General features: G+C 46.2%; 25 protein-coding genes. 11 read left to right on the top strand and 14 right to left on the bottom strand.

The features are described from left to right. The first annotated feature begins 332 nt into the window (after positions 1-332). Complete coding sequence (locus ACNKW2_RS09260; RefSeq protein WP_419148301.1) at positions 333-911, top strand: hypothetical protein; 579 nt, start codon at positions 333-335, stop codon at positions 909-911. Between the two features lie 61 nt (positions 912-972). Here the strand turns inward: ACNKW2_RS09260 and ACNKW2_RS09265 are convergent, their stop codons facing one another. After that, positions 973-1,869, bottom strand: coding sequence for a TIGR01777 family oxidoreductase (locus ACNKW2_RS09265; RefSeq protein ID WP_419148302.1), 897 nt, complete (start codon positions 1,867-1,869; stop codon positions 973-975). Between the two features lie 114 nt (positions 1,870-1,983). Here ACNKW2_RS09265 and ACNKW2_RS09270 point away from each other — a divergent pair, with 114 nt between their 5' ends. Further along, positions 1,984-3,018 carry an AI-2E family transporter gene (locus ACNKW2_RS09270; RefSeq protein ID WP_419148303.1) on the top strand — a complete coding sequence of 345 codons (1,035 nt, stop codon included), beginning with the start codon at positions 1,984-1,986 and terminating at the stop codon, positions 3,016-3,018. Between the two features lie 38 nt (positions 3,019-3,056). Here ACNKW2_RS09270 and ACNKW2_RS09275 read toward each other — a convergent pair whose 3' ends face one another. From ACNKW2_RS09275 to ACNKW2_RS09295, 5 genes are all read right to left on the bottom strand, one after another. Further along, complete coding sequence (locus tag ACNKW2_RS09275) at positions 3,057-3,482, bottom strand: hypothetical protein (protein WP_419148304.1); 426 nt, start codon at positions 3,480-3,482, stop codon at positions 3,057-3,059. Beyond that, the gene (locus ACNKW2_RS09280; protein ID WP_419148305.1) at positions 3,466-4,809 is read right to left on the bottom strand and encodes an ATP-binding protein; all 1,344 of its coding nucleotides are present in this window, start codon (positions 4,807-4,809) and stop codon (positions 3,466-3,468) included. Before ACNKW2_RS09280 ends, ACNKW2_RS09275 begins: the two co-directional genes overlap by 17 nt. Then, complete coding sequence (locus tag ACNKW2_RS09285) at positions 4,803-5,477, bottom strand: response regulator transcription factor (protein WP_336566083.1); 675 nt, start codon at positions 5,475-5,477, stop codon at positions 4,803-4,805. Before ACNKW2_RS09285 ends, ACNKW2_RS09280 begins: the two co-directional genes overlap by 7 nt. 2 nt (positions 5,478-5,479) lie before the next feature. Beyond that, complete coding sequence (locus tag ACNKW2_RS09290) at positions 5,480-5,737, bottom strand: PepSY domain-containing protein (protein ID WP_336566084.1); 258 nt, start codon at positions 5,735-5,737, stop codon at positions 5,480-5,482. Positions 5,738-5,843: 106 nt separating this feature from the next. Continuing rightward, a complete protein-coding gene (locus ACNKW2_RS09295) occupies positions 5,844-6,143 on the bottom strand; it encodes a YciI family protein (protein ID WP_419148306.1) in 300 nt (99 codons plus the stop codon). A 222-nt stretch (positions 6,144-6,365) separates the two neighbouring features. Between ACNKW2_RS09295 and ACNKW2_RS09300 the strand changes: the two genes are divergently transcribed. Further along, positions 6,366-7,790, top strand: a complete 1,425-nt coding sequence (locus ACNKW2_RS09300; RefSeq protein WP_419148307.1) for a sodium-dependent transporter — start codon at positions 6,366-6,368, stop codon at positions 7,788-7,790. Positions 7,791-7,826: 36 nt separating this feature from the next. Here the strand turns inward: ACNKW2_RS09300 and ACNKW2_RS09305 are convergent, their stop codons facing one another. Beyond that, on the bottom strand, positions 7,827-8,471 hold the full coding sequence (locus ACNKW2_RS09305; RefSeq protein WP_336566087.1) for a CPBP family intramembrane glutamic endopeptidase: 645 nt from the start codon (positions 8,469-8,471) through the stop codon (positions 7,827-7,829). 186 nt (positions 8,472-8,657) lie between these two features. On the opposite strand from ACNKW2_RS09305, the gene ACNKW2_RS09310 reads away from it, so the two are divergent. Next, positions 8,658-8,933 carry an HU family DNA-binding protein gene (locus ACNKW2_RS09310; RefSeq protein WP_419148308.1) on the top strand — a complete coding sequence of 92 codons (276 nt, stop codon included), beginning with the start codon at positions 8,658-8,660 and terminating at the stop codon, positions 8,931-8,933. A 32-nt stretch (positions 8,934-8,965) separates the two neighbouring features. On the opposite strand, the gene trpA is transcribed toward ACNKW2_RS09310, so the two are convergent. Genes trpA through ACNKW2_RS09340 form a run of 6 tightly spaced genes read right to left on the bottom strand, consistent with a single transcriptional unit; the run spans position 8,966 to position 15,483 of the window. Beyond that, a complete protein-coding gene (trpA, locus tag ACNKW2_RS09315; RefSeq protein WP_419148309.1) occupies positions 8,966-9,772 on the bottom strand; it encodes a tryptophan synthase subunit alpha in 807 nt (268 codons plus the stop codon). Then, a complete protein-coding gene (gene trpB / locus ACNKW2_RS09320; protein WP_419148310.1) occupies positions 9,769-10,953 on the bottom strand; it encodes a tryptophan synthase subunit beta in 1,185 nt (394 codons plus the stop codon). Before trpB ends, trpA begins: the two co-directional genes overlap by 4 nt. 7 nt (positions 10,954-10,960) lie before the next feature. Next, the gene (gene trpCF, locus ACNKW2_RS09325; protein WP_419148311.1) at positions 10,961-12,325 is read right to left on the bottom strand and encodes a bifunctional indole-3-glycerol-phosphate synthase TrpC/phosphoribosylanthranilate isomerase TrpF; all 1,365 of its coding nucleotides are present in this window, start codon (positions 12,323-12,325) and stop codon (positions 10,961-10,963) included. Then, positions 12,318-13,322: an anthranilate phosphoribosyltransferase gene (gene trpD, locus ACNKW2_RS09330; protein ID WP_419148312.1), complete on the bottom strand. Its 1,005-nt coding sequence runs from the start codon at positions 13,320-13,322 to the stop codon at positions 12,318-12,320. Before trpD ends, trpCF begins: the two co-directional genes overlap by 8 nt. A 9-nt stretch (positions 13,323-13,331) precedes the next feature. Beyond that, positions 13,332-13,913: an aminodeoxychorismate/anthranilate synthase component II gene (locus ACNKW2_RS09335; protein ID WP_419148313.1), complete on the bottom strand. Its 582-nt coding sequence runs from the start codon at positions 13,911-13,913 to the stop codon at positions 13,332-13,334. Beyond that, positions 13,906-15,483 (bottom strand): anthranilate synthase component 1, encoded by a 1,578-nt coding sequence (locus ACNKW2_RS09340; RefSeq protein WP_419148314.1) that lies wholly within the window; start codon positions 15,481-15,483, stop codon positions 13,906-13,908. Before ACNKW2_RS09340 ends, ACNKW2_RS09335 begins: the two co-directional genes overlap by 8 nt. Before the next feature lie 426 nt (positions 15,484-15,909). Here ACNKW2_RS09340 and rnm point away from each other — a divergent pair, with 426 nt between their 5' ends. Genes rnm through rluB form a run of 5 tightly spaced genes read left to right on the top strand, consistent with a single transcriptional unit; the run spans position 15,910 to position 19,716 of the window. Then, entirely contained in the window at positions 15,910-16,755 is an 846-nt protein-coding gene (gene rnm / locus ACNKW2_RS09345; RefSeq protein WP_419148315.1) for an RNase RNM, read from the top strand. Positions 16,756-16,759: 4 nt separating this feature from the next. Further along, a complete protein-coding gene (locus ACNKW2_RS09350) occupies positions 16,760-17,380 on the top strand; it encodes an L-threonylcarbamoyladenylate synthase (RefSeq protein WP_419148316.1) in 621 nt (206 codons plus the stop codon). A 21-nt stretch (positions 17,381-17,401) separates the two neighbouring features. Beyond that, complete coding sequence (locus tag ACNKW2_RS09355; RefSeq protein ID WP_419148317.1) at positions 17,402-18,211, top strand: segregation and condensation protein A; 810 nt, start codon at positions 17,402-17,404, stop codon at positions 18,209-18,211. A gap of 60 nt (positions 18,212-18,271) precedes the next feature. Continuing rightward, the gene (gene scpB / locus ACNKW2_RS09360) at positions 18,272-18,859 is read left to right on the top strand and encodes an SMC-Scp complex subunit ScpB (protein ID WP_419148318.1); all 588 of its coding nucleotides are present in this window, start codon (positions 18,272-18,274) and stop codon (positions 18,857-18,859) included. Further along, entirely contained in the window at positions 18,856-19,716 is an 861-nt protein-coding gene (gene rluB, locus ACNKW2_RS09365) for a 23S rRNA pseudouridine(2605) synthase RluB (protein ID WP_336566100.1), read from the top strand. Before scpB ends, rluB begins: the two co-directional genes overlap by 4 nt. Positions 19,717-19,776: 60 nt before the next feature. Here the strand turns inward: rluB and ACNKW2_RS09370 are convergent, their stop codons facing one another. Next, positions 19,777-20,520: a YciK family oxidoreductase gene (locus ACNKW2_RS09370; protein ID WP_336566102.1), complete on the bottom strand. Its 744-nt coding sequence runs from the start codon at positions 20,518-20,520 to the stop codon at positions 19,777-19,779. 195 nt (positions 20,521-20,715) lie between these two features. Here ACNKW2_RS09370 and ACNKW2_RS09375 point away from each other — a divergent pair, with 195 nt between their 5' ends. After that, on the top strand, positions 20,716-23,139 hold the full coding sequence (locus ACNKW2_RS09375) for a VolA/Pla-1 family phospholipase (protein WP_419148319.1): 2,424 nt from the start codon (positions 20,716-20,718) through the stop codon (positions 23,137-23,139). Positions 23,140-23,212: 73 nt separating this feature from the next. Next, the gene (sohB, locus tag ACNKW2_RS09380) at positions 23,213-24,232 is read left to right on the top strand and encodes a protease SohB (RefSeq protein WP_419148320.1); all 1,020 of its coding nucleotides are present in this window, start codon (positions 23,213-23,215) and stop codon (positions 24,230-24,232) included. Positions 24,233-24,250 lie beyond the last annotated feature (18 nt).

Genomic DNA, 24,250 nt, shown 5'->3' on the forward strand with positions numbered 1-24,250 from the left:
GGGTACTTGGATATTTAGGCGTTATTATCTGACACAGAATTTTGAACGCCCTCGCCCTTTGCGTATTTTGCTAATTTAAATCTTCAATTTAATCAATTTCTTAAGTTTTATTTCTCCGGTTAACATTTAATTGGTTCCAGTCATGTTGCCGATTGTGTGTATGAGGTTAAAGGAGCTAGCCAAGCCAGAGTGCCATATCAACCGTTTACTGCCTTGGCAGCCCGAAAAATCTAAAACCATTTAACCGCTGGAATTATTTTACACTTTATTACTATCTAGTCGCGCGTTCTTTGCTAAATTGAACTTCGGGCCGGCGTGATTAAGGAACCCATATGACAGTGAAACAATTTGGCTTATTGGTTATGGTGATTGTGAGCTTAAGTGCTTGCAGCTCGAGCAGTAATCCTGCTTCAGCAGGCCCAGATATAGATATTCCTGATTGGGTGGTGAATCCTTACGTTGCGGGTGGAGTGTCAGCCACTGACTGCGTGGAATACTCGGGAAATATCTTTAACGACCAAAAAATGGCCGTCGCAAACGCAAATCAAGTGCTCGCCAAGCGACTAGCATCACAGGTAGTTAAGCTCGATAAAGCGTACGCCAGTTTAGGCGATAATGACACGCAAAAGCGCCCTGAAGCTACTTTTAGTTCCACGTCTCAGCAATTAATCCAGCAGCACTTAGCTGCATCTCGGGTATTGAAAGCAGACATCATTGCGATAGCAGGCAAAGACTACTTTTGTGCCTTGACCACATTGCCCTCTGAGCAGAGTAAAAGCTTGTTTAAAGCGCTTATCAACAGCAGCCAAATTGTGTTAGCGCCGGATGAACAAAAGGCTTTATATCAAGAGTTTAAAGCCTATAAAATAGAAACAGACCGCAATAAAGAAATCACTCGCTTAACTAAGTAGTTGCACCATGTTGTGCAAGCCTTTGCAAAACGAATGCGGATCCTTTGGGGTCTATTCCTAATTAAAGTCCGAGCGCCTCAAAGGCATCGTTTATGCGTTGGTGGCGGAAGCGGTAACCGTTGTCGAGTAACTTTTTTGGCACCACTTTTTGGCCATATAGCAGTAAGTCAGCCATTTCACCGTAGGCGAGCTTCATGGCGATAGCGGGCACGGTAAAAATACAAGGTCGCGATAATTGCTCTGCAAGGCTTTTTGAAAAGGTTGTGTTATCTACTGGGTTTGGCGCCGTTGCGTTAACTGGGCCTTGAATTTCTTGATGTTTGATGACGAACAAGATCAATTGCACCATGTCGTCGATGTGGATCCACGACATCATATGCTTACCATCTGAGATTGGCCCGCCTAACCCAAAACGAAAGGGTGGTAGCATTTTTTCCAGCGCACCGCCGTTTTTAGCCAGCACAATGCCAGTACGAAGTAGGCACACTCGAGTGTCGCTAGACTCGGCGCGAAGTGCGGTTTCTTCCCACTCTTTGCAAAGCTGGTGTGAAAACTCATCAAAACATTGGTCGAACGACTCATCAATGGTCAAGTCACTGGGCTGGCGGCCATAGTAACCAATTGCACTGCCAGAAATAAACGTATGTGGCGGGGTATCCGCAGCGTTAATAGCCGTTACTATGGCCTCGGTAATACCGATACGGCTTTGATAAATCTTTTGCTTTTTACTTTGTGTCCAACGCCCTGATGCAATGGGTTCGCCAGCCAGGTTAATAACGATATCAATATCATTGAAATCAACTTGAGCCACGTCAGTAACGCATTCTATCTTGGCAGGTAATACCGCGTGTGCCTTTTCAGGAGCGCGGGTTAATGCCGTGATGTGATTTTTGTGAACTAGAAATTGGCACAATTTACTGCCAATCAGCCCGGTTGCTCCAGTGATAAATATATTCATCGTTAATTCCTGCTTTATTCGATACCAAACTTACGTAAAGCCAGTAAGTTAGATCACTCATTCCTATTATAGGTGGTTTGTTTTAGAATAGAAAAAAACAATAAGGAGTGTGCCGTGTCTAGTGTGACAGGAATAAATAAAACCTTTGTGGTGCTTGCCGCACTGTTTGTGGTGTTAGGGGGCATTAAATTGGCCTCAGAAATTGTGGTTCCGTTTATCCTCGCTGCGTTTATTGCCATTATCTGCAATCCAATGCTGCGTTTTCTCGCTCGCTTCAAGATACCAAAAGGCATTGCGATTGTGATTATTATTGCTCTGGTTATCTTGGTCGGCGCCAGTATTGGCGGCTTAGTTGGCCAATCAGTGAATGATTTCACACAGCAGTTACCGGCATACAAGCAAGAGTTACAAGAAAAGTTTGTTTGGCTTGCAAGCACGGCTGCTAACTACAATATCCTATTGGATAAACAACAGCTGATCAGCCTGTTGGATCCCAATAAACTGATTGATGTTGCCGCCAATATGTTAACCGGCTTTGGTGGCGTGATGGCCAACAGCTTTTTAATTTTATTAATTGTGGTGTTCATGCTGTTTGAAGCGCCCGCCATAGGGCATAAAGTGCACTTAGCACTTGATGACCCAGAAATGAAAATGAAAGAGATTGACCGCTTTTTAGATTCCATCAACAGTTATCTGGCGATTAAAACGGTGGTCTCTCTGGCCACAGGCGTAGTGGCGTCGACACTGCTTTGGGCTTTGAATGTTGACTACTTTATTCTCTGGGGCGTGGTGGCTTTTTTGTTAAATTATATCCCCAATATTGGTTCAATTATTGCTGCCTTACCACCAGTGCTGTTGGCATTAGTAACACAAGGCCCGCTTGTCAGTGGTTTGGTCGCGGCAGGCTACTTATGCATCAACACGCTTATGGGTAATATTATCGAACCACGCTTTATGGGGCGTGGTTTGGGGCTATCCACTTTGGTGGTATTTTTATCATTAATCTTTTGGGGATGGCTGTTAGGCACCGTGGGCATGTTGTTATCTGTGCCACTCACCATGGTGGTAAAAATTGCTCTAGAAAACAGCGAAGATGGTAAGTGGCTGGCTATCTTATTGGGCTCAGAGCAGCCCAGCGAGCCTAGTTGATGGTGCAGTGCTGCTAAGCAGCACTGCTGTACGATGAGTTATAAACTGCTACCTAACACGGTAGCAGTACTGAGTTCATCGATATGAGCTTGGAGTAACTTAACTTTGCAGTTTTTGTAGGCAATTGCTGAACGAGTGGCATTGGGCATACTTAAAAGGTAACGCCAACGGCAGCTGTCTTCCATGTAACCTTCCTGGTGACTAAACGCTCTTTTCATTATCGGCAGAATCTGCGTGTTGCCCGTGTCTTCTTCGTACTTTTTAGTATCGAGTACCAGCTTATTGATCCAAGTTTGGCGCTCCCGCTCTAAACGGTTGATGTTGCCATCAAGACACATCAAATACTTTTTTGCTTTTTCTGGGTGGGTTGACTGCAACTCACTGCAATCTTTCAACTCTGCCGCCGTTACGGCAAATGGAAATAGGACTAGGGTAAAAAGTAATCGACTAGCTATTTTTTTCATGATTAAACTCGATTGTGAATTTTGCACCGCCAAGTTCAGCAGAATCTATGGTCATCTTGCCATGATAAGATTCAACTAAATCTGACACAATGGCCATTCCTACACCATGTCCTGCTTCATAGGTATCGAGACGAGTACCTCGGGTTAGCAAATCTGAACGCTGATGTTCAGGTATGCCCGGACCATCGTCTGCAATAGTAATAAGCAGTACACGTTTTTTTGGCGCACTTACTTTTATATCGACCTGATTGCGGCATGCTTTACAAGCATTATCGATAATATTGCCTAATATTTCCATGAGATCGGTTTTATCCCCTAGAAAAGCAACTTTCTCACTGCAATCACTACTAAATTGAATGTGCTTGTCATGATAAACTTTTCCCATGGCATTGAGAATAGAGTTTAATACTGGCGCCACCATGGTTTGCTTTTTCCAAGTGTCGGAGGCGCCAGTGGCGGCGCGTTTTAACTGATGTTCTATCATCACATTGATGCGGTCTAACTGCTCTTGGGCATCGGCATCGGTGGCTAGCGGGCTCGACTTAATCACCGCTAAAGGGGTTTTTAGTGCGTGCGCCAAATCACTCAGGGAAGAACGATAGCGTTCTTTTTGGCGTTTTTGTGACTCCAACAACAAGTTCAGATCCGATTTGATGGTGAGTAGCTCAACCGGGTAGAGTCCGGTTATTTGGTTTCTTTCACCGGCTTCAATTTCTTTTATTTCTTTATCTAGCCGTTGCAAGGGGCGGGCATTCCAAACAAAGCCAAATGCCATTAAACCAGCAATGACCACGCCCATTACCAGCATCCAGTTCACCAAGGTATTACGAAAGCCAGACATTAACGCCATTAAAGCATCATTTTTCTTCAGTAACACAAAACGCGCTTGCTGAGACTGTTCGGCGTTGCCGAGAATAACGGTAAGACTGAGCTGCCAGTACAATTCGTCGTTATACTCCACTTTAGTAAACTCTGAGGCACCGGCCTGACTTTGGGAAAACTGCGGAGTAATGGAAAGGTTCACAGCCGACTCAGAATACCAAACCAGCGTTTGCCCTTGATACACGAGGGCGTAGGTATCTGAGTTGAGACGGTTTAACTCTGGGGCGAGAATACTACGTGGCATCTCGATGCCAGAGCCGACAAACTCGACTTCTGAAATTAGTGAATAAAGGTGTGCTTCTAAGGTTTTTTCGGTGGTTTCTACTAAGGTGGTGTAATAGGCTCTGCCAACCGAAAAGAACAGCGCTGGCAATGCCACTATAAGCACAAAGACAAGGATAAATCCTTGCCTTATTTTTAACGAAATTTGTGAGCTGTTTACCACTGACTCTTGAACCTATAGCCACGTCCACGCAATGTTTCAACGGGGTTAAGGGTGCCGTCCGGGTCGAGCTTTTTGCGTAGGCGCAAGACAAACACTTCAATCACGTTTGAGTCAAGGTCGAAGTCCTGATCGTAAATATGCTCGGTCAGCTCCGATTTCGAAATCACTTTTTGTGGGTTCACCATCAGATATTCCAGCACTTTGTACTCATAGGCAGTTAAAGATAACTCTCTATCGTTCACCCATACTTGTTGCGAGCGAGTATGAATTTTGATTGGGCCAATGCAAATTTCAGGGTTGGCTTGCCCAGCACTGCGTCTGATAAGTGCGTTACATCGAGCAATTAACTCTTCTACGTGAAATGGCTTGGTAAGATAATCATCGGCACCGGCATCAAGCCCCTCAACCTTGTCTTGCCAACGGTCTCGTGCAGTTAAGATTAAAATCGGGATTTTTACTCCGTGAGCTCGGGCTTTACGGATAATCTCTATGCCGTCAATTTTCGGCAAACCTAAATCGATGACCGCCATATCAAGAGGATATTCTTCTAAATGAAACAGGCCTGACTCACCATCATGGCATAAATCAACACTGTACTTTTCTTTTTCCAGCGCGGTGCGCAGGTTTTCCGCTAGTTGAATATCGTCTTCGATAACTAAAATACGCATGCTTAGTCCTTCTTAACTTCGCCCGTCGTTTTGTTTATTTTTAAATCCACAATACGACCATCCGACTGTAGAATTCTGACAACAAAATATTGACTTTCTTCTGATATTTTTAGTGTCTTACCAGCATACTCTTTCAACGCCAGTGACACCGCTTGTTTTTTGCTTATGGCTTTTCGATCTTTGTCATTGTGGCTGTCAGCGTCTGCTACACTCGAAAAGAACGCCAAGACCAACGCTATTAGAGTGAGTTGCAATCGCATGTTAAGCTCCACGGTTTCATAGATACTGAATTTGTTAACGTCATAACTTTAGGGCTAATGTAGTGCGTTTGTAATTAACCTTTGCTGAACTTCTTGTTCAGCCTTATTAAGGCAGTACACGTTTATACGGTTTTACAACACTCGAAGTGTAAACACCAGCGTCAATGTAGGGGTCTTCACTGGCCCATTGCTTGGCTTCTTCAAGGTTTGCAAATTCAGCTATCACCAAAGAACCGCTAAACCCAGCTTCCCCCGGCTCTTCACTGTCAATGGCAGGAAGGGGTCCTGCAGCAAATAAGCGTTGTTGCTGTTTTAACTCTTGTAACCGTGCTAGGTGTGCAGGTCTCGTTGCAAGGCGTTGTTGCAAGCTGCCTTCGGCATCCGTGGAATAGATTATATAAAGCATTAGTATTAGTTCCCGATAGATTTCTAAGTATTTGTTGTTATTTTTATCGATTTTAAGGGCATTTTCTTACCCGTTCTCGACCATATGATAAAACGGCTAAAATACAAAAGTAAATGGAGCTGGGCTTTTTGTGGTGATTGGTCATTTAAACTTGAAAAGCACGCGCCTAGGCTGGTAGAGTCGAGCGGATATCTATAGAAAATAATAATAAGGTTGACTGTAATGAGTGCAAACCGAGAGCATTTTAGCTCGCGATTGGGTTTTATATTGGCAGCGGCAGGCTCCGCTGTTGGAATTGGAAACCTAGTCGGCTTTCCTGTCTCTGCTACGAAAAATGGTGGCGGTGCATTTCTACTAATTTACGCCTTATTTGTGGCGTTCATCTGTCTGCCAGTTATGATGGCGGAAATGGCCATGGGGCGTAAAGCCCAAAAAGATCCCTATGGTGCCTATAAACAACTGTCTAATCGCGATAAAAAGTGGTCGATAGCGGGCTTCTTAGCGGTTCTCACGCCGTTTATGATTGCCGTTTTTTACATGGTGATCACCGTCTGGATTTTTGGCTTCTTAACGCAAACGCTGATGGGGAACCTCGATTTACTGGCGCAGCCCGGTTACTTTGGCACTTTCATCAATGACCAAACCGTATTCTTGTACATGCTGGTGGTGGGCGTAATCGTCAATCTTATTCTAATTGGCGGCGTCAAAGAAGGGATTGAGAAAGCCGCTAAACTACTGATGCCAGCCTTATTTGTGATGTTGTTAGGCTTGGTCGCTTATGTGCTTACGCTTGATAACGCCATGGCTGGTGTACGCTACTACATAGTGCCTGATTTTTCTAAAATGGACGCCAGTGTGTTAAATGGCGCCTTATCCCAAGCCTTTTTCTCGTTATCGCTGGGAATGGGTATTTTAATCACTTACGCCTCTTATATTTCTAAAAAAGACGACATCGTTGGTAGCTCAAAGATGGTTGCAGTGACCGACTCGTTAGTGGCCTTTATTGCCGGTTTAATGGTACTGCCGGCCATTTTCAGCTTTAACCCAGATACTGACCCAACCGAGTTATCCGACTCATCGGTGTCGATGATCTTTGATTATTTGCCGAAACTGTTATTAGCCTTACAAAATGACATTGGCTATGTTGGCGCGTCCATCGTTGCTGGAATTTTCTTTATGTTAGTGTTTTTTGCAGCGATCACGTCACTGGTTTCTATTGTTGAAGTACCAACGGCCACGTTAATGGATGAAAAAAACATCTCACGTAAAAAAGCTCTGATCGTGTTGGCGCTCACAACCGGGTTATTAACCATTTTATCTACTATGTCGTTTGGTATGGTGGATTGGTTAACCAGCTTTATTTATTACGGTGACGGCCAAAAGAGCTTTTTTGACCTAGTTTACGATGTTTTTTACGACACGATTTTGCCGCTAAATGGCTTGATGGTGTGTTTATTTGTTACTTATCGCTGGAAAAAGTCAGGGCTAAGTGAAGAATTAGCACAAGGGTGTGATGGTTACATTGGTAGCTTTACCGAAAAGTACATCAACTTCTCTCTGTCTACATTCATTCCGGTCATTTTGTTGGTGATCTTTGTCAATACCGTCGCCACTAAGTACTTTGCCATCAGCTTATTTGGCTTCTAGATTATTGGTGACCTCAAGCTTGTCTTGGGGTCACTGCTAACTAAATTGCACTCCCGAGTCTAAATAACTACCAACCCCAATGGTAAACATCCATAACCCCCAAAGACTATGCTCCAATACACACACTGCCAATGAACGGCTATGGGCATAGGTATAAGCAAACAACAAACCACCGACAAAAGATAGCGCCACCGCCACCCAGTTATCATACACACAGTGTGCCAAGGCAAACACCACAGCACTTAAGATGATGCGTTGGTTTTTACTGGGTAAGATACGTTTATAACGATGGAAAAAATAACTGCGAAAAATCAGCTCTTGCGGTAATACCGATAGAATAGGATAGGCAAGCAGCAGCATTAACCAATCCAGCGGTGAGTGCAGTGGGAGAGCAAACCAATTGCCTTGGCTTAACAAACCGTAAAACATCGCGGAAAACATCGCCCCGGCAAAAAAAGTAGTAAACAACCGGCGTTTAACCGTTGAAAACTCCCCCAAACTGGTTAAGCGAAAGCGTTTAAAGTGTGGATCGGTCAGCAGCAGGTGAGTGCAAATGGCCATTAAAATGATCAACGCCGGGAATAACCAATTGCTTAGGTGAGCGCGGAATTGGTAGGCCACCATAGGGAGAATGAAAAAAATCACCAGCAGTTCACACCAACGATATTGGCTAGCATTCAATTGGAGTACCCCTTTGAGTCTGTTGCAAAACCGGCTAACCATCACTATAGCAGCTTGAGATGACAAGGATATGCAACACAATTGCACATTGTGGCTTTAGCAGTGTGAACTTAAAACATCAAGATTGACTTTCAGGCCCGAAACACCTAGCCTGCAGCGCTCGAAATTTGGTATTAGAGGTAGGGTATGAATAAAAAAGAATTAGTAGCCAAGATGGCCAACGTCAGCGGACTGACCAAGAAAGACTGCCAAGCTGCACTGGATGCCATTTTGCATACCACAAAAAAACGCCTGTCCGAAGGGGATCAGATGCAATTTAATGGCTTTGGCACCTTCATGTTGAGTTACCATCCGCCGAAATTAGGCCGTAATCCGCAAACCGGTGAAGAAATAACTATTGAGGGGCAAAATAAGATTCTATTTAAACCCGCCAAAGCCCTGAAAGAGGCAATACAAGCATAATAAAAAGGCCAGAAAACTGGCCTTTTGGTCGTTTAGACTTGGGTTGCTGCTTTCATGCGCTCGACAAAGGTCTTTAGCTCAAACAGCATGGTCTTTGGCTCATCTAAGTGTTGCTCAATGATCTTAACCACGGCGGAGCCGCTGATGGCACCTGCGGCACCAGATTGAATTGCCGCTTTGACATGCTCGGGCTGAGAAATACCAAAGCCAAGCAATGCTGGCGCTGCGTGATACTCTACTAACTTAGTTACTATTTCATTGGCGGGCATTTGCGCAGCAGTGTCGGTGCCAGTGACGCCGGCTCGCGATAGTAGGTAGGTGTAGCCGCGGCCGCGAGTCGCACATTCGCGTAAGGTATCATCGCTGGCATTGGGTGTGGCGATGAAAATAGGGGCAACATCGTGCTCCATGGCGGTTTGGCGGAACACTTTAGATTCATGAAGTGGTACATCGGCTACCAGAATTGAGTCAACCCCAGCGGCTTTTGCCTGTTGATAAAAGGTTTCAATGCCACGGGCAAAAATCAGGTTTGAATACAGTAATAAGCCAATGGGAATATCGCTATTATAGCGACGGATTTCGGCGATTATCTCCAAACAATCTTGAGTGTTAACCCCTGCTGCCAAAGCGCGGTTGTTGGCTGCTTGAATTACTGGGCCATCGGCAATGGGGTCGGAGAAGGGAATGCCAAGCTCAAGGGCATCCGCACCGCCATCAATTAACGACTTGATGACTTCAACACTTTGCGCCTTACCAGGGTCGCCAATGGTAACGAAAGGGACGAATGCGCCTTGGTCTTTTTCTTTTAGCTGTGCAAACATGGCATCGTAACGTTTCATAGCGCTCCTCGCTCTGCTAATACTTGGTGAACGTGGGCTAAGTCTTTATCGCCACGACCACTTAAATTCACCACAATAATGGTTTCTTCAGTTTGTTGTTCGGCATACTTAATGGCATAGGCCAGTGCGTGGCTTGATTCCAATGCTGGAATAATGCCTTCATGCTTGGAAAGCGTTTGGAAGGCTTCCAGCGCTTCATCATCGGTAATACCAACATATTGAGCACGGCCGGTTTCATGTAAATACGCATGTTGTGGGCCTACTGCAGGGTAGTCGAGACCCGCTGATACAGAATGCGATTCTTCGATTTGGCCATCGGCGGTTTGCATAATATAAGTATAGGCACCGTGTAAAATGCCTTTTGAGCCCTTACACAAGGTTGCCCCGTGCGCTTTAGTATCTAGGCCCTTACCTGCAGGCTCAACGCCTATTAACTTGACACTGTCATCGTCAATAAAGTCCGCGAACATACCAATGGCATTGGAGCCACCACCGACACAGGCAATTACCGCGTCGGGTAAGCGTCCCTCAGCTTTTAATACTTGCTCTTTGGCCTCTTCGCCTATCATCTTATGGTATTCACGTACTATGGTCGGGAAGGGGTGCGGTCCTGCCGCTGTGCCCAATAAGTAATGCGCCGTTTTATAGTTAGCTGACCAATCACGTAGCGCTTCATTTACCGCATCTTTTAACGTACCTGAGCCCGCCGTGACTGGGATCACCTCAGCGCCCATTAGGCGCATGCGAAAGACGTTTGGCTGTTGCCGTTCAACGTCTTTGGCACCCATGTAAACGCGACATTTTAAGCCTAATAATGAGCAAGCAATAGCCGTGGCTACACCGTGTTGACCAGCACCGGTTTCGGCGATCACCTCGGTTTTACCCATGCGTTTGGTGAGCAGTGCTTGCCCTAATACTTGGTTGGTTTTGTGGGCACCGCCATGGAGTAGGTCTTCGCGCTTTAAATACAACGACACCTTAGGGTTTTTTATCAGGTTACGGGTTTTGGTGAGCGGTGTCGGACGCCCGGCAAACTCATTCAACAGCTGATGAAACTCTTGATGGAAACTAGGGTCTTGCTGTGCTTGTTCAAATTCGTGTTCTAACTGCTTCAGCGCAGGTACTAGCAACTCGGGCACATACATGCCACCAAAGTCACCAAAATAAGCTGAATTACTCATGTCCACCTCAATACTTTCTAATTTGTGAAAATGCTTGTGCGATTTTTTCTGCGCATTTTTTACCTGGTGCTTGCTCAACACCAGAGTTTAAATCCAAGCCATCCGCACCTAAGGCCGCCGCGCGTTGAAGATTATCGGGAGTTAATCCCCCGGCTAAAATATACTGTGTGCTTGTTTGTTGCAGTAAAGACCAATCAAATACTTGGCCAGTCCCCCCTGAGCCAGCTGCGGTTTGGGTGTCGTATAAATGCTTATCCACTCCCGCCATGGCTTTTGGTAGCACTGCAGCAACGCCTTGTGCCTTCCAGATCTGACAGGTCAGCGGCAGTCGCTTTCTAAGTTCAGCAATGTATTGTTCGTCTTCATTGCCATGGAGCTGAACCGCGGCCAACTTTAATTGCTGGGCGTATTCTGAGACTTGCTCTATGGGCGCGTTTACAAATACTCCAACATAGTTCAGCGGCGCCCCTTCAATAACACCTTTGGCACAGTCAATATCTACATAACGGGGGGACTTGGGGTAAAAGATCAGCCCACCGTACACGGCACCAGACTCATAGGCGGCCTCGGCATCTTGACTGCGAGTCAAACCACACACTTTATTCTCACCTAAAATTAAGCGGCGACAGGCAAGAGTTAAGTCTTGCTCTGCCATCAGTGAGCTGCCGACTAAAAAGCCATCACATAAAGGGGCTAAGCGTTTGACATCGCTGTGGCTGTAAATACCTGACTCTGAAATCACCACTTTGTCTGCAGGGATCAGTTTGCGCAGTCGCTCTGTGGTAGCCAAGTCGGTGGACAAATCACGTAAATTGCGGTTATTGATACCGATAAGCTCAGCACCTAAGGCGAGGGCTCGAGCGACTTCTTCTTCGTTACTCACCTCGGTTAGAATACCCATATTCAAGCCATTTGCGACTTTCGCTAAACGCTGATATTGCTCGTCAGTGAGAACAGAGAGCATTAATAAAATGGCGTCACCACCGTGCAGGCGAGCCAGATACACTTGATATTCATCGATAAAAAAGTCTTTGCATATAACTGGCTGCTCAACTTGCTGACGCACGGTGCTAAGGTAGTCAAAACTGCCTTGGAAATACTTCTCATCGGTGAGCACGCTAATGCAAGTGGCGTATTGGCGATACACCGAAGCGATTTCATCAAGATCAAAGTGAGATCGGATCAAGCCTTTTGATGGCGATGCCTTTTTACACTCTAAAATAAATTGCGTTCCGGGCTTCGCCAGCGCGGCAATAAAATGGCGGTCACTGGGCTCCACCTTATCAATAAAGCTTGCTAAAGGTTGCGCCGCTTTTCTAATTTCAAGCTCTGCGGCCTTATCGGCAACGATTTTTTCTAACACATTAGCCATTACTTACCTCTACGATGTTTGCCAATGTTGCCATGGCTTGTTTTGTCATTAATACCTCTTGCACCATCTCACTGGCTTGCTTAAAGTCTGAGGCCTTGTCACTTAATACCAGCAATGCCGCGACATTGGCGATAATCGCTGCATTGTGTGCAGCGCTGCCTTCACCATTTAAAATCGCTAAACTGGCTTTGGCATTGTATTGTGGCGTATCCCCGGCAATGGCGGCAAGTGAATAGTTTTCTAGTCCAAAGTCACTGGCAGAGAGGGTGTATTGTTTAATTTCACCGTGGTTGACCTCGGCGACCAAGGTATCGCCATGCAGGGCTATTTCGTCTGTGCCACTGCCGTGCACTACCATGGCCCGTGCTGTGCCAAGCTGTTGTAACGTTTCAGCCATTGGCAGCAACAATGAGGGGTCATACACCCCCAGCAGTTGCACTTGCGGTTGCGCGGGGTTAGCCAGTGGCCCCAAAATATTAAAAATAGTGCGGGTTTTTAGTGCTGTGCGCACTGGCATCGCATGCTTTACGCCGCTGTGATAATGAGGGGCAAATAAGAACGTGAACCCGGTTGCGGTTAAACAGTGCTGCGCCTGCTCAGGCGTCATATCAATATTAACTCCTAAGGCCTTGAGTAAATCGGCAGAGCCAGACTTGCTGCTAACGCTGCGGTTACCATGTTTAACCATATTAATGCCACAGGCGCTGGCAACAATGGCCGCTGTGGTACTGACATTAATGGTATTGCTGCCGTCGCCACCGGTACCACAGCTGTCTGCAACTTCAAGCTGTTGTGTATCGAAGGCGTTGGCATTATCGCGCATTGCTTGGGCTGCACCTGCAATTTCAGCGGCAGTTTCGCCTTTGAACTTCAGCGCCATTAAGGCGGCGGTTAACTCAATCTCACTAAGTTGCCCACGCATGATGTGTAAGAACAGGGAATGCGCTTGGCTAAAGCTGAGGTGTTGTTGTTGCAGCAGTAATTGTAACGGTTCCATGTTGGTCTCCTATGCGCTCAAATAGGCAATGCTTTGCTTTAACAGCTGAGCACCGCTGGGGGTAAGAATGGATTCTGGATGAAATTGGTAGCCAATGATGCGGTCGCGGCCCTGATAAACCGCCATTGGAATGTTTTTATAACGGGCTATCACTTGCAGTGAGTTGGGCACTTTCGTGGCCATTAAAGAATGGTATCGCGCCACTGGGAACTGCTTACCAAGCCCTGCAAAAACAGGGTGTTCATCCACCTCAATCAGCGAGGATTTGCCGTGAACGGTCTCGCCTGCACGGCCCACTTCACCACCATAACTCTGGGTCAGAGCCTGTTGCCCTAAGCAAATGCCCAGCATTGGAAAGCGCCCTTTACACAATTCAATGAGCTCCAGTAAGCAACCGGCATCACTCGGAGAACCTGGACCTGGCGATAACACTAAGATAACGGGAACGGTTTCTGCGCACATTTTGTCGAAAATAGTGTGTGCTGGAATGTTATTACGATACACCATCAGTTCTAGCCCGAGCATGGTCAGTTCGTCCACCAAGTTGTAGCTAAAGGAGTCAAAATTATCGAGAAAATAGACTTTAGTCATCGCAGTACTCCACAAAAGTTGATTGCACGGCTTTGATCACTGCCATGGCTTTGGCCCGAGTTTCATCGGCTTCACTTTGGGGCTCGGAATCAAACACCACACCCGCGCCGGCTTGAACGTAAGCAATATTGTTTTTAACAAACGCTGAGCGAATAACGATACAGCTATCCATGGCACCATTGCCCATTAAGTAGCCTACTGCGCCACCATAACTGCCACGGCGTTGTTGCTCAGTGGCTCTGACTAATTCGGCCGCCTTAACTTTCGGTGCGCCGACTAGGGTGCCCATGTTCATGCAAGCTTGGTAAGCGTGCAGGGCATCAAGGTCGGGTTTTAACTGGCCTACCACACGGGAGACCAAATGCATTACTTGCGAGTAACGGTCTACTTTCAATAGCTCTTTGGCATGGCGCGTGCCTGCCACGCTAATGCGAGCCACGTCATTGCGGGCTAAATCAACCAGCATCAGGTGTTCGGCTCGTTCTTTTTGATCGTTGCGCAGTTCTAATTCAATACGGCTATCCAAGTCAGGATTAATTTGGCCATCGCTGAATTTACCCCGTGGCCGAGTGCCAGCAATGGGATATACCTCAACTTGGTTGCTCTGCTCACAGTACTTTAGTGCCGACTCAGGTGATGCTCCAAACAACACAAAACGCTCATCACGCATATAAAACATATACGGACTGGGATTTTGTTGCTTGAGTTGTTGATACGCTGCCAGTGAGTCGGGGCAGGGCAAGGAAAACGTTCGAGATGGCACAACTTGAAAAATATCGCCGTTGATAATGTTTTCTTTCAGCTGTTCGACCTGTTGGCAATACTGGGCGTCACTGATGTTTACCTTTACCTCCGCCTGGCCATGATTGCGCTCAAATCGAAAAGGACGCACGCTGTCGCATTGCTGATTAAGGGCCTCGAGTTGTTTGCCTACTTCAAAGCAATTGGCATGGACATCTGGCCCATTAAAAACATTACCAATGAGCTCGGTGGTTTGCGCTTGGTGATCGATAACGACTAAGGTTTCAGCAAGGTAAAACACATAGTCAGGGCAGTCATTATCGCCGTCTGGCACTTCTGGTAGGGTTTCAAAGTTTGCCACCATGTCGTAGGCGAACACACCGCCAAGAAAAACCGCAAAAGGCGTGTCTGAGTTACTTTGTATTTCATTGATGCACGTTCTCAGGGCGCTAAAGGCGTTGTCGGCTTTTAGCTTGCTGTACTCATCAATGTCTGCGGCCGCTGAGTTATACCTTAATAACAGTGTTGTACCTTGTAATTGTGCATCACAGTTTTGCACTTTTTGGCCAAGATAAGGTAGCAATTGCGCACCATTATTCGATAACGCTGTAGCCACTACCTCATCACCATTGCATTCAAAACGAATGGCACTGTCGACCAAGACAATGCTTTTTACGTTGTCTTTGGACTCAATCTCTGCTGATTCAAGCAGCAGTGAATTGGGCTTGTCTAAGCCAGCATACAATGACAGTGGGCTGGCAATGTAATCACGCCGCTGTCTGATGCTGGTGACCTCACCTGGTGTGGTCGTTATATGACTAAAAATCAAACCTCATTCCTCAATCTTTTTAGCAAATAAAAAGCCCCCGAAAAGCACAGCTTCGCGGGGGCTATTGTTCAAGCACAACAATACCGTCCCGCTAGGGCAGCCACCACCAAGAAATATGAAGAGAAACAGTATTGCGCATAAAAACCTCTAAATTTAAATATAAAAAAACCGCGGCATAGCGCGGGTTTAGAAATCGTAGATACAACGAATCACACCCGCTTAACTCGAGTGCCACCACCAAATGTTTGTTGTTTGCTGTTGTTTATTCATTTGTGAAAATTTCGTTGTTGAATCTAAAGTGGATACAGTAAACCGCACTCTGGGGGACACTGTCAAGAGCAAATATCAGAAAATAACCTAAGGTCGTAACTAATAACTTGTGGTATAATCAAATTGCCTACAATTCAGAGAGATAGTTAATAAATTTTGATTAAATATGACCTTCATTGCCATACTACTTTTTCCGATGGCCGCTTAGACGTCGCTGAACTGTTGCAGCGAGCAACGGAAAAAGGTGTTGATATATTAGCAATTACTGATCACGATACCATTGCGGCTATTGCCCCTGCGCGTGACTATATTGGTAATAATGACCTAGCGTTAGAGCTTATAAATGGCGTTGAAATATCAACCAAATGGGAAAGTTTTGAGATCCACATTGTCGGCTTAAATTTCGATCCCGAGCACCCTGTGTTGCAGTCTTTATTGCTCGAGCAACAGCAAAAAAGGGAGCTCAGAGCTCAAGAGATTGGTGCGCGGTTAGCCAAAAATGGCTATGACAATGTTTATCAAGATGCGCAAGCATTAGCCAAGAGCGCACAGATCACCCGCGCTCACTTTGCCCAAGTGTTAGTCGAGCGTGGCGTTGCAAAAAACATTCAAGGGGTGTTTAAGAAGTTTTTAGCTCGCGGAAAAACAGGCTATACCCCAAGTAATTGGTGCGATATTGCCACTGCGGTAGGCGCAATACAGGCGGCTGGGGGAGTGGCGGTGTTGGCGCACCCAGCAAGGTACAAGATGTCAAACAAATGGCTGAGAAAGTTACTGAGCCATTTTAAAGCAGTGGGTGGTGAGGCAATGGAAGTGGCACAGCCACAGCAGCCACCAACGGAACGGCAGTTTTTAGGACGCTTAAGTCAAGAGTTCGAGTTACTCGCAAGTCAAGGGTCTGATTTTCACTTTCCAATGCCATGGGTCGACCTCGGTCGCAACCTGTATTTACCCAAAGATTGTCAAGGGGTATGGCGCCATTGGGGAGGCACAGAGGAGTAGTTTTATGAGTCAATTTTTCCATATTCATCCAGATAACCCGCAACCGCGATTAATTCGCCAAGCGGCCGACATTATTGAACAAGGAGGCGTGGTGGTGTTGCCAACGGACTCCGGCTATGCCATTGGCTGTGCACTTGGCAATAAACAAGCGAAAGAGCGCATCGAGCGGATCCGTGGCATTGAAAAACACCATAACTTCACTTTATTGTGCCGCGATCTTTCTGAGCTTTCGACCTATGCTCGAGTCGATAACCAAATGTTCAGGATGATTAAAAATAATACCCCAGGACCGTACACGTTTATTTTCAAAGGCACCAAAGAAGTACCAAAGCGGTTGCTGAATGAGAAGAAAAAAACCATTGGCATCCGGGTGACTGACAACCCCATTACTTGCGCTTTGCTAGAAGCATTGGCCGAGCCTATGATGTCGTGTTCACTGATCTTACCCGATGAGCAATTCACCGAAGCGGATCCTGACGACATTCGTATGCGCCTAGACAAACTGGTCGACCTCATCATTCATGGTGGTATTTTAATGGAACAAGCCACCACAGTGGTGGACCTATCTGAAGATGAGCCACAGGTACTGCGTCGCGGATGTGGTGATATCACGCCATTTGAATAACTGACGCTGTGACAAAAAACCATGAGTGATGCGGCGCAACAGAAGCTTCCGTTGGCTTTTCTGCATGGCGAGGCCATGATTGAAAAGCCGGAGGATCTTTATATTCCGCCTGAAGCCTTAGAGGTTATTCTCGATACCTTTGAAGGCCCACTAGATCTTCTTTTGTATTTAATTAAGCGCCATAAGCTGGATATTTTAGAGCTGCCCATTTTCAGCATAACCCAGCAATACGTTAAGTATGTCGAGCTAATGAAAGACATGCAGTTGGAGTTGGCTGGTGAGTATTTAGTGATGGCGGCACTGCTTGCGCAGATAAAGTCCAGAATGTTACTGCCTAAGCACGAAGAGCTTGAGGAAGAAGAAGACCCTCGCGCCGAGCTGGTCAGAAGATTACAAGAGTATGAGCAATTCAAAAAAGCCGCGGAGCGCCTCGACGAGCTACCTCGTGTAGAGCGGGATATTTTTGTTGCCCATGCCTTAGTGGACGAGCGCCTGGATACCTCTGAAACGCCTCCTGAGCTGGAACTGAAAGAGCTGGTGGTGGCGTTATCTGAAGTGATGGCTCGGGCAAAAACGTTTGAGCATCACCACATTAGCGCAGAAGCCTTATCTACGCGCGAACGCATGACCACGATTTTGCAAACATTAAAACAGGCCGGTAAGCCGGTGCAATTTGCACAATTATTTACCCTAGAAGAAGGCCGCAGTGGTGTAGTGGTGACCTTTATTGCCATGCTCGAGCTTATTAAAGAGCAACTGATTGATTGCATTCACGGTGAAATTGAAAGCAAACAAGCAGGCGCCGCGCTTTACCTGCATTTAAAAGGTTAGGGAATAGCGGGGGGCTCTGATACAATCGCCCCTTATGTTTTGCATAGTCAATGTGTGCCGATGAAAAGAAGAGTGAGCGATGAGCAATTAGAAGAGCTTATTGAAGCTGCTATTTTTGTTGCCGACAAGCCATTATCAAAAAAACGCCTAAAAGACACCGTACTTGCCGATATAAGCGCATCCGCACAGCGAATTGATGCTGCGCTAGGACGTTTAATGAATCACTATCAAACTCGCGGGGTACGCTTGGTTGAAGTGGGCACTGGGTATCGCTTTCAGGCGTGTCCTAGTTTGAGTCCTTGGCTGAGTAAGTTATGGCATGAAAAAGCACCGAAATACTCGCGTGCCACTTTGGAAACACTGGCCTTAATAGCCTATCGTCAACCGATCACTCGGGGCGAAATTGAGCAAGTGCGGGGAGTAACCGTCAGTTCAAATATTATCAAAAGTCTTACCGAGCGCGAGTGGATAAAAGTAGTGGGGCACAAAGAGGTACCGGGAAAACCAGCATTGTATGCAACAACAAAACAATTTTTAGATTATTTTTCATTGACGGGGCTGGGGGAGTTGCCAAACTTACCTGAGCAACATAATGAAAAAATTGACCAGTTATTAAATGATCCTTCTGTGAGAGAACCATCTGAATGAGTGAAAAGTTACAAAAAGTATTAGCACGAGCTGGAGTTGGCTCAAGACGTGAAATGGAAAAGTACATTGAGTCCAATCGCGTCAGTGTTGATGGTAAAGTGGCCAAGTTAGGCGACCGAGTTGAAGAAACGTCGGTGATCCGTGTTGATGGCCACATTGTTAAGATTGAGCAACAGCAAGAGCGTATTTGTCGTGTGCTGATGTATCACAAGCCAGAAGGGGAGCTTTGTACACGCAAAGACCCACAGGGCAGAAGAACAGTATTTGATCGCTTACCAAAATTAGAAGGCGATCGTTGGATTGCCATTGGCCGCCTAGATATTAACACCTCTGGCTTGCTATTGTTTACCAACGATGGTGAACTGGCGAACCGCTTAATGCACCCTAAATATGAAGTTGAACGCGAATACTCGGCGCGAGTATTTGGTGAGGTGACCAACCAAACTTTACGCACCCTAACCAAGGGGGTTGAATTAGATGATGGACCTGCAAAGTTCCTAAAAATTAAACCCATGGGCGGTGAGGGCTTAAACAAATGGTTTAACGTGACACTGACTGAAGGTCGTAACCGTGAAGTAAGGCGTTTATGGCAGTCGCAAGAAGTGGAAGTATCGCGCCTTATTCGAATTCGCTATGGCAAGTTAGAGCTTAGTAAGCGTCTACCTCAAGGGGGCTGGGAAGAGCTGAAACTGGAAGACGTAAACTATTTAAGAAAGTCAGTGTCATTGCGTCCTGAGACCCAAACTAAGTTGTCAGTCATGCCTGAAAAACGCAAAGATAAGCGGGCGAAAATCAATAAAATCCGCAAGGCAGTGAAAAAACACAATCAAAGGGTAAAAACGCCAAAGCGTAAGTAATACCATTTTGAGGCATAAAAAAACGTCAGCATCAAGCTGACGTTTTTTTTGCCTGCAAGCTTAGTAGGTTTGCGCGTCTAACGACTCACCGTTAACGGCAATGGAGTCATCCGACATTAAATACAAATACGTCGGCATTAATTGTTCAGGCGTTTTCAACTTTTCTTTATCTTCACCTGGGAAAGCCGAAGCACGCATGCTAGTACGAGTAGCCCCAGGATTAATACAGTTAATACGGATATTGGTTTTGCCCACTTCTTCAGCCCAGGTTTGCATCATGCCTTCAGTAGCAAACTTCGAAATTGCATACGCGCCCCAAAACTCACGGCCTTTGCGGCCAACGCCGGAAGAGGTGAAAATAATAGACGCGTGTGGCGCTTTTCTCATCACTGGAAATAACGCTTTGGTGATCATGGCCTGTGCGGTGACATTCACCTTCATGATGTTTTCAAAGGTGGATGAGCAAAAGTGCTCTAAAGGACCCAGCGAGCCAAGAATAGAAGCGTTGTTTAACAGCCCATCAAGTTTACCAAACTGCTGCTCAACCGTAGCGGCTAAATCACGGTAGTGTTGTTTAGTGGCGCCACGTAAATCCATTGGCACTATGGCAGGCTGCGGATAACCGGCAGCAACTATTTCATCGTACACGGCCTCGAGTTTGCTGGTGGTTTTACCGAGTAAGATAACCGTCGCACCATATTTGGCGTAGGTCAATGCGGCAACACGGCCGATACCATCACCGGCGCCGGTAATTAAAATGGTTTTATTTGCAAGAGCGTTTTCGGGCGCTTGATAAGTCTGCATTCTGGACTCCGATTAATATTTTTGACTATTTTATCACAACGCTATGGCAAGTTAGCGAATTTATTGTAAATATGGCTGGCGAAATAACAAAGTTTGAGTTAAGTTTAACTGGTCTAATGTCTTATTAAAAATGCAATTACATAGATTTAACGAGAATTATCACAATAATAATAAGATTATGTCGGAGCCTATAAAATGAAAAAAATGCTACTCTCACTCGCAGTATCAGCGGCGCTAGCTGGCTGTGGAGGCGGTGAAACGTTAGAAGACGTAAAGAACGAATCAACTCCTGTTACCCCAACCATGTCGGTTAAGTTTGACCCATCAGCTGGGGTGATCTCTGTACCCAATGATATCTTACTATCCGGCACCCAAGATGGCACCTTAAATCTACCTGATGAACGCTTAGGAGAAACTGACGGTGATGGTAATCCGTTGGTAACCAGAGCAAGTTATGCCGATCCGGGCATTGTACTTGGTGCATTAGACGGTTGGTCTACGCAAATGCCATACGCGATTGACTTCACTACGCCAAATGGTCTCAGTATTGACCCGCAAAGTGTGATGACACCAGGCTCCGTTAGAATATTTGAAGTAGAAATGGGCGGTCCGTTACAAACCGATGCAGACTGTGCCGGTATTCCGTCAGGCATTGCTTGTAAGCCAGTGGCAGAGCTTGAGTTTGGTCCTGAAGGTGACTTTGTTGCCATGGCAAACGGTGCTGGTAATGGCATTGTTGTCGTGCTGATTAAACCACTTAAGCCGGACACCACTTACATTACGGTATTGACCAATGGCTTAAAAGATTCAAGCGGACAAAGCGTTGAAGCGTCGTCTACTTATACCTTACTGCGCCAATCTGAGTCGTTAGTAACGAATACTCAAAAGTCATTACAGGCGGTGATTGGCAGCTATGAAACGGCGGTGGCTGCTTTTGGTTCGGTGTCCAAAGAAGAAATAATTTACAGCGCGGCGATGACCACACAGTCAACGGGCGCTGGCCTCACCGGTGCTAAAGCGCTGTTGGCGCAATCTGCTGCAACCCAGCAAAACCCAGTACTTACAGTGCCACAACAGCCAGCCATTACTGTGGCCGATGCACTTTCCGGGCAGGTGCCTGATGCTATATTACCCGCATTTCGCAGTGTGCGCCTGTTGCAAGGGCAAATCCAATTACCGCAGTACTTAGCTAAACCACAAAACAAAGATATTTCAGCTCTAGCCGATACTTATTGGCAAGCGCTTTGCGACAGCCCAGTGACCTTAGCCGGTTACGTAGCTCAAGGTGGTCAGCTGCCGCCAGTTGCCGAAGGCGATGACCAAGCATGTTCGCAACTACCGGTGGATGGCTTTAGAAGCATTGGTGTTGACGATAAGCGCTTTATTACTAAATACAACCCGTTCCCGAAACAGCAGTGGCTTGCCAATGTGCCGGTGCAAGTCACTATGCCAGCAGATGAATCTGCGCGCCCTGAAGGAGGTTGGCCTGTAGTGATCATGCAACACGGTATCACCAGTGAAAAAGAGGACATGTTAGGATTAACGCTGTCTTTGACTCAAGCAGGTTTCGCTACCGTGGCAATCGACCACCCAATGCATGGGGCTCGTGGCATTGACGTTGACGGTGATGGCACGGATGATTTTAATGCAACAGACGGCAGTGTACTGTCTTACATGAACCTCACTTCACTGCTGGTTGCGCGTGATAATCTTAAACAGTCAGCAGCCGATTTATTGGGCTTACGCTTAGGGCTAAATTTCATTAACCAAGCCTCGGGTGGTCAAGTTAACTTTAATACCCAATCGGTGAGCTTTATTGGTCACTCACTGGGTTCGATTGTTGGCCCAAGTTTCCTATCCATGGCTAATGCACCGCTGGATCCGCAGCTTGACCCACTCTTTAAAGTAGAGTCAGCGGCACTTGCTAGTGGTGGCTCTGGTATTGCTAACTTCTTAATTGAATCTAAGTCGTTTGGTCCGTTTGTTCAGGGCTCGGTACTGAGTGCAGCAGGAAACCTTATTTCCAACGCATTCAACGCCTACTTGCAAGAAGGTGCTGTAGCGGATTGTGGTGCGGTGGCTGCCGATCCAAGCAAATACTTACCTTGCGCATTCACAAGCTTTGAAGCAAGCCTAGAGACGGCTGGAGACACGGCATCACTGGCGGCAATTGATGCCACGGTTAATCAGTTTGCATTTGCTTCGCAAACCACTCTAGGCAGTGCCGATCCTCTTAACTATGCACCTATGGTTCGTGCCCAGCAAACGCCTGTTTACATGAGTGTGGTAACTGGTGGTGTTGACGGCAACGCACCTGACTTAGTGATCCCACCAACCACTGAGCGTAGCGCCTTATCGGGAAGCTTACCTTTGGCGGCAGTGATGGGCTTACAACCAGCTAGTGAAACTCAAATGACGCAAGCGCCAAGCAGCTATGTGGTTAAGTTTTCACAAGGCCACCACAGTTCTATTTTAACTACAGGCTTCCAAGCGGAAGCAGGTGGCACTGCAGCCGGACACGCAGCAGCGTCAATGGAAATGCAAAAACAAGTTGCAACCTTCTTGAAATCAAAAGGGTTGTTATTGCCCATTTCAAACCCAGACGTAGTTGCAAACTAAGTTAAATTTCGACAACATAAAGGGCCGCGAATAGCGGCCTTTTTTATGTCTTGACCAAAGTGAGGAGAACGACTTGGCATTTTTGTTTGAATATGGGCTATTTTTGGCCAAAACAGTCACCATTGTATTTGGCATCGCCGCTGTGATTGTCTTAATTGTTGGCGCCAGCCAAAAACCGAAGTCGAAGAAAGGTGAGATTGAGGTCACGGACTTAAGCGAATCATTGAACTTGTCAAAACAAACCTTTCTGGAACAAACTCTGGATAAAAAAGCCTTGAAGCTGCTGAACAAAGAACAACAAAAAGTAGACAAAGAAAAAGGCAAAGAAAAGGATTCACAGCAAAATGTCTTTTTTATTGAGTTTAATGGCAGCATGGATGCCCATGAAGTCAGCAGCCTTAGAGAAGAAATTAATGCCATTTTAACCATTGCGGATAAAGACAAAGATCAAGTGGTAGTTGCACTCGAAAGTGGCGGTGGTGTTGTTCATGGTTATGGCCTTGGTGCGTCGCAATTAGCTCGAGTTAAGCAAGCGGGGATCCCACTTACCGTTTGTGTTGATAAAGTCGCTGCCAGTGGCGGATATATGATGGCCTGTGTGGCAGATAAAATTATTGCTGCGCCGTTTGCGATCATTGGCTCCATCGGTGTGATAGCACAAATTCCTAACTTTAATCGCTTGTTGAAAAAGAACAACGTTGATTTTGAAATGGTCACCGCCGGTGAATACAAGCGCACACTGACGTTATTTGGTGAAAACACCGATAAAGGCAGAGAAAAGTTTAAGGAAGAAATAGAGCAAACCCATGGTTTGTTTAAGCAGTTTGTTGCTGATAATCGCAGCCAAGTCGCTATAGAGCAAGTAGCAACTGGTGAGCACTGGTTTGGTACTCAAGCCATGTCGCTTAACTTAGTGGATGAAGTATCGACCAGCGATGACTTGTTACTTTCATTAAACCAAGAACATCAGCTCTACAAAGTGAAATATAAAGCCAAACAAGGGGTGGCAGAAAAGTTAGGACTGCAGTTTGGTCAAGCATTTGAACGTGTTTCAATCCGCGCATTGAGCAAACTTAATTCCTCTAAATATTAATATTCCCCTTAATATCTC

Source organism: Pseudoalteromonas 'SMAR', from assembly GCF_048515945.1.
Lineage (GTDB): Bacteria > Pseudomonadota > Gammaproteobacteria > Enterobacterales > Alteromonadaceae > Pseudoalteromonas.